This is a genomic window from Bacteroidota bacterium (assembly GCA_016706865.1).
GTDB lineage: Bacteria > Bacteroidota > Bacteroidia > Chitinophagales > BACL12 > UBA7236.
Genome location: JADJIS010000003.1, coordinates 1,836,029 through 1,852,203, shown reverse-complemented (window position 1 = coordinate 1,852,203; position 16,175 = coordinate 1,836,029). Strand labels below are relative to the sequence as shown.

The 16,175-nt window shown below is 36.8% G+C and carries 12 protein-coding genes; 1 reads left to right on the top strand and 11 read right to left on the bottom strand.

Going from position 1 to position 16,175, the window contains the following annotated elements; translation table 11 throughout:
- Nucleotides 1-5: 5 nt before the first annotated feature.
- From IPI31_17315 to IPI31_17275, 9 genes are all read right to left on the bottom strand, one after another.
- A complete protein-coding gene (locus tag IPI31_17315) occupies nucleotides 6-1,202 on the bottom strand; it encodes an AraC family transcriptional regulator (GenBank protein ID MBK7569583.1) in 1,197 nt (398 codons plus the stop codon).
- Nucleotides 1,203-1,280: 78 nt separating this feature from the next.
- Nucleotides 1,281-2,243, bottom strand: a complete 963-nt coding sequence (locus IPI31_17310; GenBank protein ID MBK7569582.1) for a YihY/virulence factor BrkB family protein — start codon at nucleotides 2,241-2,243, stop codon at nucleotides 1,281-1,283.
- A 29-nt stretch (nucleotides 2,244-2,272) separates the two neighbouring features.
- Nucleotides 2,273-4,177, bottom strand: a complete 1,905-nt coding sequence (locus IPI31_17305) for a tetratricopeptide repeat protein (GenBank protein MBK7569581.1) — start codon at nucleotides 4,175-4,177, stop codon at nucleotides 2,273-2,275.
- A gap of 684 nt (nucleotides 4,178-4,861) precedes the next feature.
- Nucleotides 4,862-5,266, bottom strand: coding sequence for a DUF393 domain-containing protein (locus IPI31_17300; protein ID MBK7569580.1), 405 nt, complete (start codon nucleotides 5,264-5,266; stop codon nucleotides 4,862-4,864).
- Nucleotides 5,263-5,568 carry a rhodanese-like domain-containing protein gene (locus IPI31_17295; GenBank protein ID MBK7569579.1) on the bottom strand — a complete coding sequence of 102 codons (306 nt, stop codon included), beginning with the start codon at nucleotides 5,566-5,568 and terminating at the stop codon, nucleotides 5,263-5,265. The genes IPI31_17300 and IPI31_17295 overlap by 4 nt, the downstream gene beginning before the upstream one ends.
- Nucleotides 5,569-5,592: 24 nt before the next feature.
- Nucleotides 5,593-7,506 (bottom strand): T9SS type A sorting domain-containing protein, encoded by a 1,914-nt coding sequence (locus IPI31_17290; protein ID MBK7569578.1) that lies wholly within the window; start codon nucleotides 7,504-7,506, stop codon nucleotides 5,593-5,595.
- Between the two features lie 12 nt (nucleotides 7,507-7,518).
- Entirely contained in the window at nucleotides 7,519-8,388 is an 870-nt protein-coding gene (locus IPI31_17285; GenBank protein MBK7569577.1) for a PASTA domain-containing protein, read from the bottom strand.
- A gap of 51 nt (nucleotides 8,389-8,439) precedes the next feature.
- Nucleotides 8,440-9,423, bottom strand: a complete 984-nt coding sequence (locus IPI31_17280) for a D-alanine--D-alanine ligase (protein ID MBK7569576.1) — start codon at nucleotides 9,421-9,423, stop codon at nucleotides 8,440-8,442.
- Between the two features lie 937 nt (nucleotides 9,424-10,360).
- Entirely contained in the window at nucleotides 10,361-10,708 is a 348-nt protein-coding gene (locus IPI31_17275) for a 4Fe-4S dicluster domain-containing protein (GenBank protein MBK7569575.1), read from the bottom strand.
- A 308-nt stretch (nucleotides 10,709-11,016) separates the two neighbouring features.
- On the opposite strand from IPI31_17275, the gene IPI31_17270 reads away from it, so the two are divergent.
- On the top strand, nucleotides 11,017-12,015 hold the full coding sequence (locus IPI31_17270) for an acyl-CoA reductase (protein ID MBK7569574.1): 999 nt from the start codon (nucleotides 11,017-11,019) through the stop codon (nucleotides 12,013-12,015).
- Nucleotides 12,016-12,332: 317 nt separating this feature from the next.
- On the opposite strand, the gene IPI31_17265 is transcribed toward IPI31_17270, so the two are convergent.
- Both IPI31_17265 and IPI31_17260 read right to left on the bottom strand, forming a co-directional pair.
- Nucleotides 12,333-12,767, bottom strand: a complete 435-nt coding sequence (locus tag IPI31_17265; protein MBK7569573.1) for a DUF2721 domain-containing protein — start codon at nucleotides 12,765-12,767, stop codon at nucleotides 12,333-12,335.
- 44 nt (nucleotides 12,768-12,811) lie between these two features.
- Complete coding sequence (locus IPI31_17260) at nucleotides 12,812-14,926, bottom strand: S9 family peptidase (protein ID MBK7569572.1); 2,115 nt, start codon at nucleotides 14,924-14,926, stop codon at nucleotides 12,812-12,814.
- Nucleotides 14,927-16,175: the final 1,249 nt, after the last annotated feature.

The following is a 16,175-nucleotide window of genomic DNA, read 5'->3' as shown; positions in this document are numbered from 1 at the left end:
TTTTTTCAGGCAACTACCTTTTGAAGTGCCCTTTTGCGATAATCGGAAGGAGAGAGGCCTGTAATTTTTTTAAAGGCAGTATTAAAAGTTGCTTTGTTGTTGTAGCCAACATCAAATGCTACGGATAAGATCTTTTCATTGTTGGTTGGATCAGAAAGTAAACGCTCAGCTTCGCGAATGCGCCAAACATTGATGAAGTCGGCATAATTTTGACCACCCAATTCATTTATGATCTGCGAAAGATGATGTGTTGAAATTTTTAATAAAGCTGCAACTTGTTGAATTTTAAGGTCGTTGCGCAAATAGGGTTTGTCGGTCTCCATTATTTGAAGAAGTTGTTTGTATAAAATTTCAGCTTCTTCCTTTTTTAACGTAGATCGTTCGTATTTGATATTAGCTTTAATATGTTTTACACCCATTTCAGGAACTTCTTCCTCGGGGGCAGCCATTATTATTCTTTCGTTAAAAATAGAAGGTTGTTTAAAACCCATATATCCAACTATATAAATAAAAACACTTATTGTAATAGATATTGCATAGTCGTATTCCAATTTAAGCAACGCTGTGGCTACTAAGATCCAATAACTTATACTCACGACGGAAAATATTAAATAAAACCAGGAGATTTGATTTAGCCATTTAAATTTAACAAGTTCCTGAGGTAAGGCAAACTCATTTATCTTTTGCCTTTCCCTTTGTGTGTATCTCATAATGAGAATAGCATAAAATACCATGCTGATACATTGTAAAGCTATAAATCCATAGTTTACCGGTGTAATAAATCTATTAAAAGGAATGAAATAATTATCCCTGAGAAATGGCACAACACCGAAAATATTCCTGATCAGCAAAGGGATCATAAATATAACGTGGAGAATAAACGGAATATAATGTAAATTGAATTGTGGCGATCTTTCTTTATCATTCAATGTTAAAACATATAAATAGATCAAGGGACCATACAAGAAGGAAATTGGTGCGATCCACCCATTCATCCAAATATATTTACTGGAAAACCCTGACCAGTATGCAACATAATAGGTCATGCTTACTGCAAACAAAATAATGATGCTTGCCAAAATTTTATTCGCTTTAAAATTCCCATTTTCATGTCGGAATAACATAAATGAAAGTACAAATCCATGTATGGCGGATATCAAAAAAAGAATGGTCCAGGTATCGAAATGAGGTTGAGTTGCCATCAAACTTCAATATTAGAAGAAACAACGCTAAAAAATGTCATTTAGATGTTAAATTGTGTTATAGCAGTTCTATAAACTTTAAAAGGAGGGAAGTTCCTCTTCTTTTTGAATCTTTTGACGCAACACCCTATTCATATCAATGCTGTTATTTATTTCAAAACCAACTAATAAAACAAGTGAATTCAGATTGATCCAGATCATTAAAACAACTAAGGTTCCAATGGAGCCATATAATTCGTTATACGATAAGAAATTATTTGCAAGATATCCAAAAACCAAGGAGGTGAGTATGGAAAAAATGGTTGCAAACGTTGCTCCCGGAGTAACAAAACGCCATCGGTGTTTTACTGCAGGTCCATAATAATAAATTAAAGAGATGCCTGAAAAAAATAACATCAGTAAAATCGCGTATTGTACTATGGTTAAAAATAATTTACCTGTTTTATCCTGCCAATGAATTAATTCTCCTACCCAATTTACTACATTGTCACCGGTGATGATTAGAATTAGAGAAAAGAAAAATAAAATAAATAAGTAAAATGTAAGTCGCATCGAAGCCAGCCTGTTTCGCCAAAATCCCCTTCTGGCATATATGGTATGGTCCTTATTAAAAGTGAGGATGAGCATTCTCACTCCATTGGTAGAGAAATAAAATGCAAACACAAAACCAATGGATAATAATCCTCCGCGTTTGATATCAGTTATGCCTGTAATAGTTGATTCCAGAAATGTATAACCACTGTCCGGTAAAACATCCTTAAAAAATTTATGGATAATAATATCTAATCCTCCAATGGGGATATACGGAATTAATGTAAATAAAAATATAATGGATGGAAATATTGCCAGCAAAAAATTAAAGGAAATTGCAGATGCTCGCACCGGCAATTGATCGCGTTTGATCTCCTGCCTGAAAAAGGTAACTACATCATAAATAGGAATCTTATCAAATCCAGGAATACTGGTATGTTTCGATTTCTCTACAAAAAGGATATACCTGTTGATGATGGTTCTTCTTAACTTAGCAGGTAAAAGCTTCATTTTTTCTTCAATTCCCCGCAAATATAGCACTAAATTGATCTCAGTTTCAACAGAAGTTGATTAACTGTGGCGTCATCAGGATACATTTCCTTTAAGTAATCGATCAGTTCTGTGGCTTTGGTTTTCTGTCTGGTGTTGAGATATAGTTCAGCAAGTTTTATTCGTGCATTGATATAATCAGGATCTAATCGAATGCATTTTAAAAAACTTTGTTCCGCTTCTTTCAAACGACCGGAATTCATTTGTATAACACCGAGATTGTTCCAGGCTAAATAATATGTAGGATTTTCACTTATTATGAAAAGATATTTTTCCTCCGCAGCATTTATATCACCTGAAAATAATTGTGCAGTAGCAAGCTTAAAATTGTAATCGAGATTGAGTGGTTGTAAGGAGACCGCTGTTGAAAAATAATTAACTGCCGAAGGATATTTCCCTGCTGACAAATAGGCTTCACCAATGCGATAAGCTGTCCACATATCTATCCTTTGAGAATCAAATTGAGTGGAAAGATCAACTATTTGTTTGAAATTACCTTTTAAATAATTAAGATGTATCAGCGCTTTGCGATAAAGATCATCTTTGTTTTTTACCTTATTTAAATAAAACTGAACGCTGTCGAGAAGAATCGCTTCATTATTAAATGCTTCATAATACTGCAAATATCCCTTTGCCATGGTTAGTGCATCCGGGTTTTCATTCGTCATACATTTCAATCCCTTAAAACTTCCATCTTTTTTTGCAGTTTCTTTGTTGGGGATTTGGATCTTATGATCGGAGATGGAAACATGCGGAATATCTATGGCTCCCGATTTCGGAATATGACAACCGCTGCAATCATCACCCATATCCATTCTTGCTACTTCGGTTTCCGTGCAATAATTTACTTTTGGTGTATGGCAACTTTTACATGCGGTATTGTATTGAACACTTAGTGTATTTTTTACACTAACATGCGGGTTGTGACAAGTAATGCAGGATATTTTTTGTGATTGGATAAAACACTGCGATTGTTTTAATCTGTCGGCTTGCGATGCCATTAAAAATTTATCGTTGGCACCATCAAACTCCGGTAAAAATATATTCCAATGATCGGAGATCTTATCGCCGGGTTTAAAATCGAAAAAACTGGAGCCTTCATTTAACACATTTACACCTTGTAAATGACAACGGTTACACAATTCATTTTGTAATTCCACCGATAATTTTCTGGGATTTACGATCGAGTAATCAATTTCCTTTGAAGTATCCACCAAAATATTATTACTCACCCGTGCAACGTGTAAACTTCCCGGGCCATGACATCTCTCGCAGTCGATACCACTTGGTATCATCTGATATTTATTCACAGAACCTGCTATCATTTGCGGAATACCGTTATGGCAATTCATACATTCACTTTCAATAATTCGCGAAAAACGCGAGCTGAATCCACTCTCCATTCCGGGCGCCATGTCCCATTGTTTTTTTTGGGTATAAAAAGTAATGGGCGCCTGATAAATATATCCGTTAATATTAATTAAATGTGAATTGGTATGTTGTCCGCTGCCAATAATATATGCTACTGATTCAATACGTTTATGAATAGTATCTCCCTTTGCCAAACGAAATTCCATAATTTTAAGTGAGTCGTTTTGCCAAAAAGGTTTATACCACAAATTATTCAGGGTATCAAAAACCACTGCGTGTTCATCATAAATTCCTGCACTTTTTGCATGTGTTGCCTTGTCAAAACTCAAACCCATTCCTGTGTGAATAAAAGTAGAATGTTGATCAACATGACATAAGCGACATGTTTCCATTCCAACATATTGAACAGTATCATTTTGATTTAAATAGGGGGAGTCGTTACTGTTTAACTTTTCTTTTTTTGTGCAAAAAGTTAAAAGCAGAAAAAATAATACCAATATTGTAAGTAGCAACCCTGTTCTCATCAAGGATGTAAATTTAATATAAATTGAGCGAAAATTTGTGGGTTGTTACATTGTTGGAAGGTACGTTTACGATACTTATTAATAATTTTCGTCCTCATGAAACTTTGCCACCTTTTGCTTGATCAAAAGGTGGCGCCATCCGCCGCGGCGGACAAGGGCTTCACCGGCTGACTCCATATCCCTAATTCTTGCCACAATACGCGAAAGAGGTGCCACACTTTGGAGGATGTTTTTAGTTTCATTTTATAAATTAAATTAAGTTGATAATTTAATTTTTTCCTGACGGTGGCACTTGCTTTCGCTAACCTAGTGCTAACATTAAAACATTTCAGGCTTGTGGCTGCGAATAAGGGATATTGGAGTCATCCGCTGAGGCCCGGTGACAACCCTAAGCGAATTCGTTCCATTGAAAATTCATTAAATTATTAGTCCAATAAACTTTATGATAATATTTTAATGTTTAATTAGAGATTAAAATATAATTCCGACTAAAATTTCTTCGTGTAAACTTCGTGTTCTTTGTGTCTTCGTGGCATAAAAAATCTCCATTAGGAAATCAAAATATAATTCCACCTAAAATTACTTCCCGCATACTTCCCGCACTCCCCGTCTTCCCGGCCAAAAAAAGAGAATTACTATTTCTTCAAGACTTAAACAATTGAAAATAATACATTCACTTTGGATTCAATCTAAAAACCTCGACTTCAATCCCGGCTCCGGTATCATACAAGATTCCTTTTTCCCAAACCAACGATAACGATTTTTAGCAATAAAAGAATACATCCAGTTTCGGATAGGAATTGGTATTATCCAAAAAATTAATAATAAAGGAAAAGGAAATCGCAAATTTTTTGCAATAATTAATGCTGCGGAAGATTTTTCGTAAAAACGGGAATTATAAAAAAGAATTATGGAATCAGAATTGATATCAAATTGATGTTTAGCTAAAAATTGTTTTGTAAAATCCGATTGCAAAGAAGCAAAACGAAATATTTTATTTTTATCGTTCCGAATAATTACCTGGACACTGCTGTTACATAAATTGCAAACACCATCAAAAAAGACAATAGGATAATTATCCTCCGTCATTTCACAGGAAAATTGAGCTGCCAGTCAACCATTCCCCCAAGCAAATTGCGCACATTGGTAAATCCCGACTGCGTCAAAATTGCTTTGGCAGTGTTGCTTCTGGAACCTGCGTGACAATGCACAATGATCTCGCGGTCTTTGTCCTCATCAAAATCATACATCCGTTGTGGAATTGTTCCTAAAGGAATATTTTCTGCACCAATATTAAATGCAGCATACTCGTGTGGTTCACGAACATCAATTATAAATAATTCTTCACCCGCATCCATTCGGGCTTTTAATTCTTGTACAGTAATATCCATTGTATTAATTGAGTTTGTCTGAATTTAATTCTTCATGAATTTAGAATAATAAACTGCTCCCGATTTAAAATCGTTCATTTCCAGTATGTAAAATCCGGAAGGTAAATTTTGAATGTCTATTTGTTTATTATTATTAGAACTTCTTGTAACCATTCTTCCAGCTTGATCGAATATGGAATAGTCTAAAACATTATTATTATCAATATCAATATTCAAAACCGAAGAAGCAGGATTTGGATAAACATTTACAGCAGTTGATTTCGGATCATTATTAATTATCGGACTATATAAAGAATAATTTCCACCCACCTGAGGGCGAATCATAACTGCACCCGGTAAACTGGATTTTTGCCAACTTCCACCCACATTAAAATATACATTGTCGTGTGCATCGTTATTAGCATCAAAACCAACATTTAAAAAATCATCCTGACTTTGCAGCCATCCGACATAAAATGCACCATCAACTACAACAGGGGTTGCATTTCCTAAAAAATCCACAAGCTTATAAACGTAAAATCCATTTACACTGTCAACATATTTTGGAGTAAGAAAATCGTTTTGAAAAATGATATTTTCATCTGCTGAAGCAAGGGTTGTATCAATATCATCCCAAACCATTAATGAAAAGAATAAATTGCCTGCATTTCCATCCACATAAGCCCAATGAATATAAATTTCTTTTAAAGTATCCGGTTCGTTTGCGAAGAATTTAATAGCGAGTTTGGCACCTGTTCCGATAATTGCATATGCTTTTTCCGCAGTGCCATCATCGTAGGCATAATAATTATAAAATGCCTGCTCATATAACATGGTATCATTTCTTCTATTGATATCACTTGCAGGATTTAAAATATATTTAAAATTAACCGTCATACTATCCTCCTCATAATTAGGAGTGGTTGTAGGAATAACAAATGTAGGAAATGCATCCAATGCAACGGTAAATGGATCCAGGTTTACAGAAATTGGAGTAGTAGGAGCAATAATTTCTTCCCCTGTATATTTTTCATTTACTTGATATTGATACGAAGTATTTACAATAGTATTAAAATTATTATACATGAATACCCCATGCTCAATTGCAAGTTCCGATGCCTGATGATCTTTAAATTGATTCCATGGCATTTGGCGATAACGTTTTAAATATTTTTCCGGTTGATATACTATCGCTACGTCGCGAAATAGTGTATCATTAAATGTTCTGTCCTCATCCAAAAAAACATAATCAATATTCCAGTGATCATTATTTCCATTCACACCAGCCCAGTTGCGGAAGCGAAATTGAAACCCGTCGTAAAAATATTCATCCTCCACAGCCACCATTTGCAATTTAAATGATTGCGGATCATCTCCAGATGTGTTTACAGTATGCCAAATATGTCTCCATTCGCCGAGGCTGTTTTTAAATTCCAATATCAGTGAATCATTTTCATTTGGAAAATCACCAAAACCACCGGGTTGAAAATAAAAACTTAAATACACGGAGTCAATCGGAGTTCCTCCCAAATAAATGGGTTTTGAAGTAAGAAAATCCGCCATATCGAAAGTGGAAGCTTCGTTGTAAGGTCCGCCGAATTTATTTAATCCATCTAAAGTTACCACGCCATAAGTGGGAGGTAAGGTTGGATAAGTAAGATTAACATATGCATTACTATCCACCCAAAAAAGAGCGGAAGGATAAACCGCAGAGGTAAAATAATTAACGGTATCACCGCAATTAATAGTGGTTTCATTTATGATAATATTTCTGTTCGAAAAATCATCCAGAAATGGGAGGCACAAAGTATCTCTTGTTTCCACAATGCTTCTGCTTCCTGCAACAGGAATTCTTTTTTCATTTAACGCACTGTTATTTTTTAAAGGATAAAGTGCCTCCTGCGAAAATGCCGCAGTGGAGATCATTAATAATATTAAATTAAATATATTTTTTTTCATGAAAATATTTTTTCAGGGTTTAAATTCCCCATCATTATTTGGTGCATCATCCGTATTTCCGGAAGGAACTATCAAATTTACATCCTCCGATATCCAGATATCTATCATGGAACCCAAATTTATTGTTCTTTCGTTTCCTGCCTCCGGATACTGTTTGTACACAAACGCATCTGTTGTATCACTAATTGTACCCGAAGTAATTACCGTTCCCAAAGTAAGCTCTTTTAACTGAATTAGGTTCACCGCTTCAATATAGGTAAGCCCCGAAAGGTCGGGAATTGTGATCTTGGTATCTCCCAATCCATTTCCCAAAACAAGGTCAATTTTGGAGCCTTTGGGAATTTCACTTCCCGGTTTCAGCGATCTACTTTCACCATGCATTCGCATATCAAGGTATACATCGCGATATTCAAAAGGTTTATATATGATATCGCCAACCTTTAGGCCGTGACTTTCCAGAATTTCGCGCACACTTATATAACTGGTGCCTATTTCAAAGGTTGGAATTTGGGTTTTAGGCGGCTGCCTCATGTTAACAGTCACATAAATTTTGCGACCACTTTTTACTTTCGAAAAGGGAATAGGATCCTGTGAAATGATGGTCATTGGGCGTTCATCCGAATCGTAAGTGGAGTCCATCACTGCATATTCAAGGTCCAGATTATCCAATTCCTGCATGGCTTCCAGGGTGGTTTTGCCTTTTAGGTCAGGAACGGTCTGACTTTCACCATGTCGCGAATATTGTTGCACGATAAATAACAGCAACCACAGAATGATCACGATGAGCACTAAGGCTGCGAATACATTCAGCCAAAATGTTTTGGTGATAAAGAACCGGAGAGTTCCGGCATTTTCTGTTGATTTCTTTTTAGGATTGCTCATGCAGCCGACCGGCAAAATTAAGGGGAATAGTTGATTAAATGCAGCCGGACTTTACCCTGCCTTAGCTTCTTCCAATAAACGTCCGAAAAAATCTATTAGTGTAAGTCCCGAAGCGGCGGCCATTTTAGGTACTATACTCGCCTCACTCAATCCGGGAACGGTATTTACCTCTAAAAAATAAGGGTTTCCATCCTGAATGATATAATCTATGCGAACCACCCCTTTACAGTTCAATTTTGTATAAACGGCTGTGGAATATTGCTCTACGAGAATTTTTTCCGCATCGGGAATTCGTGCCGGAATTATTTCATCACTCTCCCCGGAAGTATATTTCGCGGTATAATCGAAAAATTCATGTTTATCGGCAACAATTTCACAAATGGGAAGCACAATTATCTCTCCTTTATATTGATAAACGCCACAGGTAACCTCTTTGCCGATTATTCCCTGTTCCACTAAAACTTCCTTATCAAATTGCAGGGCATCATTTATCGCTCCTTCTAATTGCACAAAATCTTTAATTTTTGAAATGCCGTAACTCGAGCCATTATTGTTCGGTTTAACAAAAAGAGGCAGTTTCAGATTTGAAGGTATTTCACCAAGCGCTTTGTTAATTGATATTTTATCATTTTGCACCAAATACCCGGGAGCCTTTAACACCGTATCACCCAACACCGTTTTTGTCCAGGTTTTATTAAAGGTTAATGCCGAAGTTGCCACACCACAATTGGTATAAGGTATTTTCATCATATCGAAATACCCCTGTATTTTACCATCCTCACCCGGAGATCCGTGTATCGCATTAAAAACCAGGTCGAATTTAATTTTTTGTCCCTCGCGCGCAAAACTAAAATCGCTCATATCTACCATTGTATTTTCCGGCTGAACAAAACATCCATTTTCCTCTACAAGCACTTTAAATACATTGTAATGTTCCCTGTTTATATTATTTTCCACCACAGCCCCACTTCCCATCGAAATATTTTTTTCGGCGGTGTAACCTCCACAAATAACTGCTACGTTCTTTTTTTGCATGCTAGAAATTTCAGGCAAAATAACGCAAAATCAAATTTGTGGAGTATGTAGTTTTTAAACATCCGCACAATTTGGTATAACCACTAAAGAGAAATTTGTAGTAGAGTATTTCAACTTCCTTTAATAATTAACCTAATTGTGATGATTTATCTCCTCATCAACATCTTAACATATCATGCCTACGGCACTTGGTTACCAATTATTCAATTGTACTACCAATATGCCATGCCTACGGCACTTTCCTACAAATTTAGACTTTGGAGTTTGCATGAATTTAAAATCCTTAAATGGGTTAATCCCGTTAGGGATGAAATATCGGTAGCATCAATGTTAACGTTGATTCCAAGTGCCATAGGCACGACATATAAAAAATGTTCATGGGGATGAAAAACCTGCAATTTTAGATATGGTTATTTATGCAATCTGGTTACTCCATAATATAATACCCTGAATAAGAAAATCTATCAAAATTGGATTAAGCCCACAAGTTTTTCGACGGATTTTCTATTCAGGGTAAGTCCGATTAATGCAAAAGTGCAGTCGCTGGACTCCTTTCTTTTGCATAAATCATTACTATTCGAAAACGCCACACAATGAGGATGGGCTAATCCCGTTAGGGATGATATATCGGTAGCCTCAATATTAAGGTTGATTCCAAGTGCCGTAGGCACGACATATAAAAAATGTCCATGGGGACGAAAATCCTGCAATGATAGATCAAGTTATTCTTGCAATCGTGTACTTCACCTAAAATACCCTGAATAAAAAAATCTATCAAAATTGAATTAAGCCCATAAGTTTTTCGACGGATTTTCTATTCAGGGTAAGTCCGATTAATGCAAAAGTGCAGTCGCTGCACTCCTTTCTTTTGCATAAATCGGACTAAAAAAAACGCCACCTTAAAAAGATGGCGTTTCGATAATACTATTCTGGGTATTCAAATATGCATTTTGGCCTTTTTGGCTAGCAATTGCTCTTCGGTCTCCACATGCTCAGGATCGGGAAGGCAGCAATCTACTGGACAAACGGCGGCGCACTGTGGTTCTTCGTGAAAACCCTGACATTCAGTGCATTTTTCCGGAACGATATAATAAACATCATCCGATATAGGTGCATTCTTCTGATCAGCATCCATTGTGCTGCCATCCAACATCGTAACGGAACCTTTCACAGTAGTTCCGTCGGCAAATGCCCATTCAACACCACCTTCATAAATTGCGTTATTCGGACATTCGGGCTCACAAGCTCCGCAATTGATACAATCCGAGGTAATAATAATAGCCATAATTCGTCTTTCTTAAATTTTTCGGTCAAATATATAGGCAGTATAGCGATATTTCAAAGTAACCATTAAAGTTAAGGAATATTTATAATCTGTCTAAATAAGAATGGCAGGAATATTTAAGCAGCATATAGGTAAATCATAAATTGCAAAAGCTAAAGTAACTTTGCATCCCATAGTTTGTTACTTTGGGCGTGTCCCGCGGCGGCGGGTCGGGCTATCCGCTGCAACTCCTCGCTCGTGCCTCGCTGTGGGGTTTCCGCTACTATCCCTCACGCGTTCTCAACAAAAAAGTCGTCAAAATATTGAAAATGAATCTATCAAAAAGAATAACTGTATTATCCGAAGTTGGAAATTTACTTCACCCCGAAAATGAATCGCTTGCCGAAATTTTTGCAAAAACCGAAATGTTTAATCCCTGGTTCACACGTTTGCACTGCGAATTAATGGTGAGAAATTTCAGGGAACAATTTTTTAATGAAGAAAAATTAACGCAGTGGACAAATAATTATCAGATAGGCGACGACAATAATAAAACCATAGGACTCGTATTGGCCGGAAATGTCCCTTTTGTGGGAATGCATGATATTTTGAGTGTGGTTATGAGCGGAAATAAAGCTCAGGTTAAACTCAGTTCAAAAGATACTTTCTTTTTTCCCTGGTTACACAAACAATTAATTAATATAGAACCTGAATTTGAAAATAAAATAAATTTTGTTGAACGCCTCGAAAATTTTGACGCGGTAATTGCTACCGGAAGCAATAATTCAGCGCGTTATTTTAATTATTATTTCGGTAAATATCCCAATATCATTCGCCGAAACAGAACCTCCGTTGCAATAATTACCGGCAACGAAAGCGACGAAGAAATTCTAGAACTCGGCAAAGATGTTTTTTATTATTACGGTCTCGGTTGCCGAAACGTGAGCAAAATATTTATTCCCGAATTATACGACCTCGAAAAATTATTTCGCATTTGGGATGATTTCCGTTACATCGCCGATAATACAAAATACAATAATAACTACGACTACAACCGCGCCCTCTTATTATTAAATCAAACCCCACACCTCACCAACGATTTTTTTATGATCCGCGAAACGGAAGATCTGTTTTCACCCATCTCCGTTTTATTCTGCGAGCGCTACACCAACGACGAAGACCTCGCATTAAAAATAAATGCGATTGGTGCTGATCTTCAATGTGTAGCCTCAAATAAAGAAGGAAATACTCCATTTGGAAAAACACAGTTTCCGGAGTTGTGGGATTATGCGGATAATGTTGATACGATGAGGTTTCTCACTGCGTGAGAATGTACCGATGAACAGCCAAAGATAATGTACCGATTAACAGCCAAAATACAGGAGCTCTATTTTAAAAGAACGGTCTTGGCCAATTAACAAATTACCAGATTTACAAACTAACAAATGATTACGCCCTCGACCTACCAGGTTTTTTTTAACCTGTGAGGTCTGATGGAAGGGAGGACGACAAGTATCAGCGAATGGTAAATATTATTTATGATACGACAGAGGTTTACAATTTTGACACCAAATGTCCTAGCAAAGTTCTTGCCTCCATAAAAAAAATAATTAATCAGGCAAAACCCTGCGAGATTTAATGCCACCTAAAAATTCTTCTTAATAAACCCCGTCAACCCTTCACCCTTATGCTCCTCCATATCTTCCAACTCCAATTCCAGTGCATTTGTGCTTCGTAAAATTTCTATTAATGAAATTACAAGGCTGATAGAAAATAATAATATAGAAATTGCAAAAACAATATTGGCAGCATTTATTTCATCAATAAAAATCAGATACATACATAATATCGCCATCAAAAAACTCATCACCCCGAAAAACTGCATGCGGCGCACGAGTTTAATTCGATGTTGCAGGTTTTTAATTTGTTGTTGAAGGTTTTTGTTTTCTTTAGAAGTTTGATATTCGTCGTGCAATTTACGGACTACTGAACTCAATGCCATAAAACGATTGGTATATGCCAACATTATCAGACTGATGGCTGGAAATAATAGGGCAGGGGTATTAATTGTAATATCCATAATAAAATTATTTCCTGATTAAAATATTTTTAAATTTTGAACTATTAATTTTTTATCCCCAAAATATCCAACATAAATGCATACATAAACGCAGTCTCCTTTAAACTCTCATACCTTCCCGATTGTCCACCATGACCAGCATCCATATTTATTTTAAATAATAATAAATTATTATCCGTTTTTAATTGGCGCAATTTTGCCACCCATTTTGCAGGTTCGAAATATTGTACCTGACTGTCGTTTAAGCCTGTGGTAACCAAAAGATTTGGATAATTTTTTGCAACAACATTATCATATGGAGAATAAGTCATCATATAATCGTATTGCTCCTTAATTTTTGGATTTCCCCACTCCAACCATTCGAAGGTTGTGAGCGGAATTGTTTCATCTTCCATGGTTGTTATCGCATCTACAAAAGGCACATCTGCAATAATGCCTCGATATAATTCAGGGTTCATGTTTGTGATGGCACCCATTAATAATCCTCCCGCACTTCCGCCATTGGCAAATAATTTATCGTTGGCTACATAATTGTTTTTTATCATCCATAAACTGCAATCGATAAAATCGTAAAAAGTATTTTTTTTGTTTAACATTTTACCATCGTCATACCATTCGCCTCCCATTTCTTGTCCCCCTCGAATATGTGTATTTATATAAACGAATCCTCTGTCGAGTAGCGATAATACATCGCTGTCGAAATAATCCTCATTACTGGAACCGTAAGCACCATAACCATAAATAAATCCCGGTGCTGTTCCGTTTTTTTGATACATATCGGTGCGATAAACAATGGCAACCGGAATTAATTTTCCGTCGCGTGCAGGAACCATAATTCTCTCCGTTGCATACAATGCTTTTTTATAACCGCTCGGAATTTCCTCCTGCTTTAATAGGGTTTTTTCTTTAGTTGCAATATTATATTCATAAGTGCTATATGGAGTTATCAAGGAAGAATATCCATATCTAAAAGTTTCACTTTTAAATTCGGGATTATATCCTGAGGATGTATAATAAGCAGCCTCATCAAAAGAAATAAATTCATCCTTCGCACCTTGACGAATAATACGAAGTTTGGTTAACCCATTTTCCGATTCCTCTGCAAGCATAAACGTTTTAAAAAATTGAACTGAATTTAAAAACACATTTGTTCTATGTGAAATTACATCCTTCCATTCTTTTTTAGAAGTATTTCCAATTGCGGAAGTACACAATTTGTAATTTTTCGATTCATAATTTGTTTTAATAAAAAAGAAATTTCCTTCAGTATGGTCGGCATCGTAAAATACATTCTCCTCCAAAGGAGCTATTATCTTAAATTCTCCCGGGTTGTTGGCATCAGTATATCTTACCACACTTGCGTCAGACCGTTCTGCATCGGCAAAAATATAGGACTCACTGCGCGATTTATATATATATATATCAAGCGTTTCATCATCTTCCTGTAACAATAATTTATCTTCACTTTGTTTCTGACCTATTATATGATGTTTCACCTGATAGGTTCGTAGCGTTACTTTGTCGGGAACTGCATATACGATAGCCTTATTATCATTTGTCCATTCACATCCACCTCGTGTATCTTCAATTTCATCTTTCAACCAATTGCCGGTAGTAAGATCTTTAATTTTAATAGTGTAAAAATTTCTTCCATGTACATCCATTATTATACATGCCATTGTCTGATCAGGACTGATAGCATAATCAAAACTTAAAAAATTATGTCCCTTCACTAGATCGTTACCATCAATTACAATTTCTTCCTGTGCACTTAAACTATTTTTCTTTCTGCAGATGATAGGATATTCCCCACCTTTCACATAACGGGAATAATAATAATAGTCTCCTTTTTTATAAGGCACTGAGCTTTCATCTTCTTTTATTCTACCTTGTAATTCCGTAAATAATCTATTTTGTAATGATGTTGTATGCTCCATCATTTTTTGGGTGTATTCATTTTCTGCTCTAAGATGATCGATCACCTTTTTATTTTCGCGATCGTTCATCCAATAATAATCATCCACTCTGTCACCAAACGTTCCATGAATAGTATACGGAATTCTTTCCGCCACCGGAGGTTTAATATTAGCTGGTTGCGCTTGAATTAAAGTTGCGATAAAAAAAGTGGTAATTAAAATAAAGAGGGCTATGCGGTTCATACAAATTATTTTTTCTCAAAAATACAATTTCAATGCATACTCTGGGAGAATTATGTATATGGAAAAAAAGAGGAACGCTGATGACACGGATTGGGCGGAAAACAAGTGATAAAAAAAGTAGGAAGGGATTTGGAACGCCGATTCGAGAAAGTCCTTAAAGGACGGTGCATTTTGTAAATCCGAACTTTTGTCCATTCGATTAAAAAAACGTAATGCTTTCGCTGATGAGAAACTTCCGGCCACGACGTGTAAGTCAGTCCCGAAGGGACGAACCATTTTGTAACCACGGACTTCAGTCCGTGCGTAAAAAATCGAGGTAGGCTCTACACTTTTGATTCCGAATCCACAGAGTTCGCTGCGCATAACTCTGTGGGGACACTCGAAGGTGTAGCCATATCTAATGTTAAACTCTGCATTTAAAATCCTGCTCCGAATCCACAGAGTTCGCTGCGCGTAACTCTGTGGGGACACTCTATACATTAATATCGAATCCGCCAGTGGTCGGACAGGTATAGAACAAGGAATAAAGAACCCGTCAGTGTCCAGGCAGACATCAAACTATGTACGCCCTGGTGATTTTCCTCCGAATTGAACCCCGAACCCCGAACCCCGAACCCCGAACCCAGAACCCCGAACCCAGAACCCCGAACCCAGAACCCAGAACCCCGAACCCAGAACCCAGAACCCAGAACCCAGAACTCAGAACCCAGAACTCAGAACTCAGAACCCAGAACTCAGAACCCAGAATAATATCGAATAAAGAACAAGGAATAAAGAACAACAAACTATCTACGCCCTGATGATTTTCCTCCGAATTGAACCCCGAACCCCGAACCCCGAACTCAGAACCCAGAACTCAGAACCCAGAACCCCGAACCCAGAACTCAGAACCCAGAACTCAGAACCCAGAACCCAGAACCCAGAACCCAGAACTCAGAACCCAGAACCCAGAACCCAGAACCCAGAACCCAGAACCCAGAACCCAGAACCCAGAACCCAGAATAATATCGAATAAAGAACAAGGAATAAAGAACAACAAACTATCTACGCCCTGATGATTTTCCTCCGAATTGAACCCCGAACCCCGAACCCCGAACTCAGAACCCCGAACTCAGAACCCAGAACCCAGAACCCCGAACTCAGAACCCAGAACTCAGAACTCAGAACCCAGAACTAACCCTGTCACAACCACTCGAAATTTATCAAAAATTTGTTAGTAACTTAAAATGAAATGGTTTACTTTAGCCAC

Coding starts and splice junctions, on each gene's coding strand:
- IPI31_17285 (MBK7569577.1), bottom strand. CDS start 8,388: ATGAGCAATCCTAAAAAGAAATCAACAGAAAATGCCGGAACTCTCCGG.
- IPI31_17305 (MBK7569581.1), bottom strand. CDS start 4,177: ATGAGAACAGGGTTGCTACTTACAATATTGGTATTATTTTTTCTGCTT.
- IPI31_17265 (MBK7569573.1), bottom strand. CDS start 12,767: ATGGATATTACAATTAATACCCCTGCCCTATTATTTCCAGCCATCAGT.
- IPI31_17295 (MBK7569579.1), bottom strand. CDS start 5,568: ATGGATATTACTGTACAAGAATTAAAAGCCCGAATGGATGCGGGTGAA.
- IPI31_17310 (MBK7569582.1), bottom strand. CDS start 2,243: ATGAAGCTTTTACCTGCTAAGTTAAGAAGAACCATCATCAACAGGTAT.
- IPI31_17270 (MBK7569574.1), top strand. CDS start 11,017: ATGAATCTATCAAAAAGAATAACTGTATTATCCGAAGTTGGAAATTTA.
- IPI31_17300 (MBK7569580.1), bottom strand. CDS start 5,266: ATGACGGAGGATAATTATCCTATTGTCTTTTTTGATGGTGTTTGCAAT.
- IPI31_17275 (MBK7569575.1), bottom strand. CDS start 10,708: ATGGCTATTATTATTACCTCGGATTGTATCAATTGCGGAGCTTGTGAG.
- IPI31_17315 (MBK7569583.1), bottom strand. CDS start 1,202: ATGGCAACTCAACCTCATTTCGATACCTGGACCATTCTTTTTTTGATA.
- IPI31_17260 (MBK7569572.1), bottom strand. CDS start 14,926: ATGAACCGCATAGCCCTCTTTATTTTAATTACCACTTTTTTTATCGCA.
- IPI31_17280 (MBK7569576.1), bottom strand. CDS start 9,423: ATGCAAAAAAAGAACGTAGCAGTTATTTGTGGAGGTTACACCGCCGAA.
- IPI31_17290 (MBK7569578.1), bottom strand. CDS start 7,506: ATGAAAAAAAATATATTTAATTTAATATTATTAATGATCTCCACTGCG.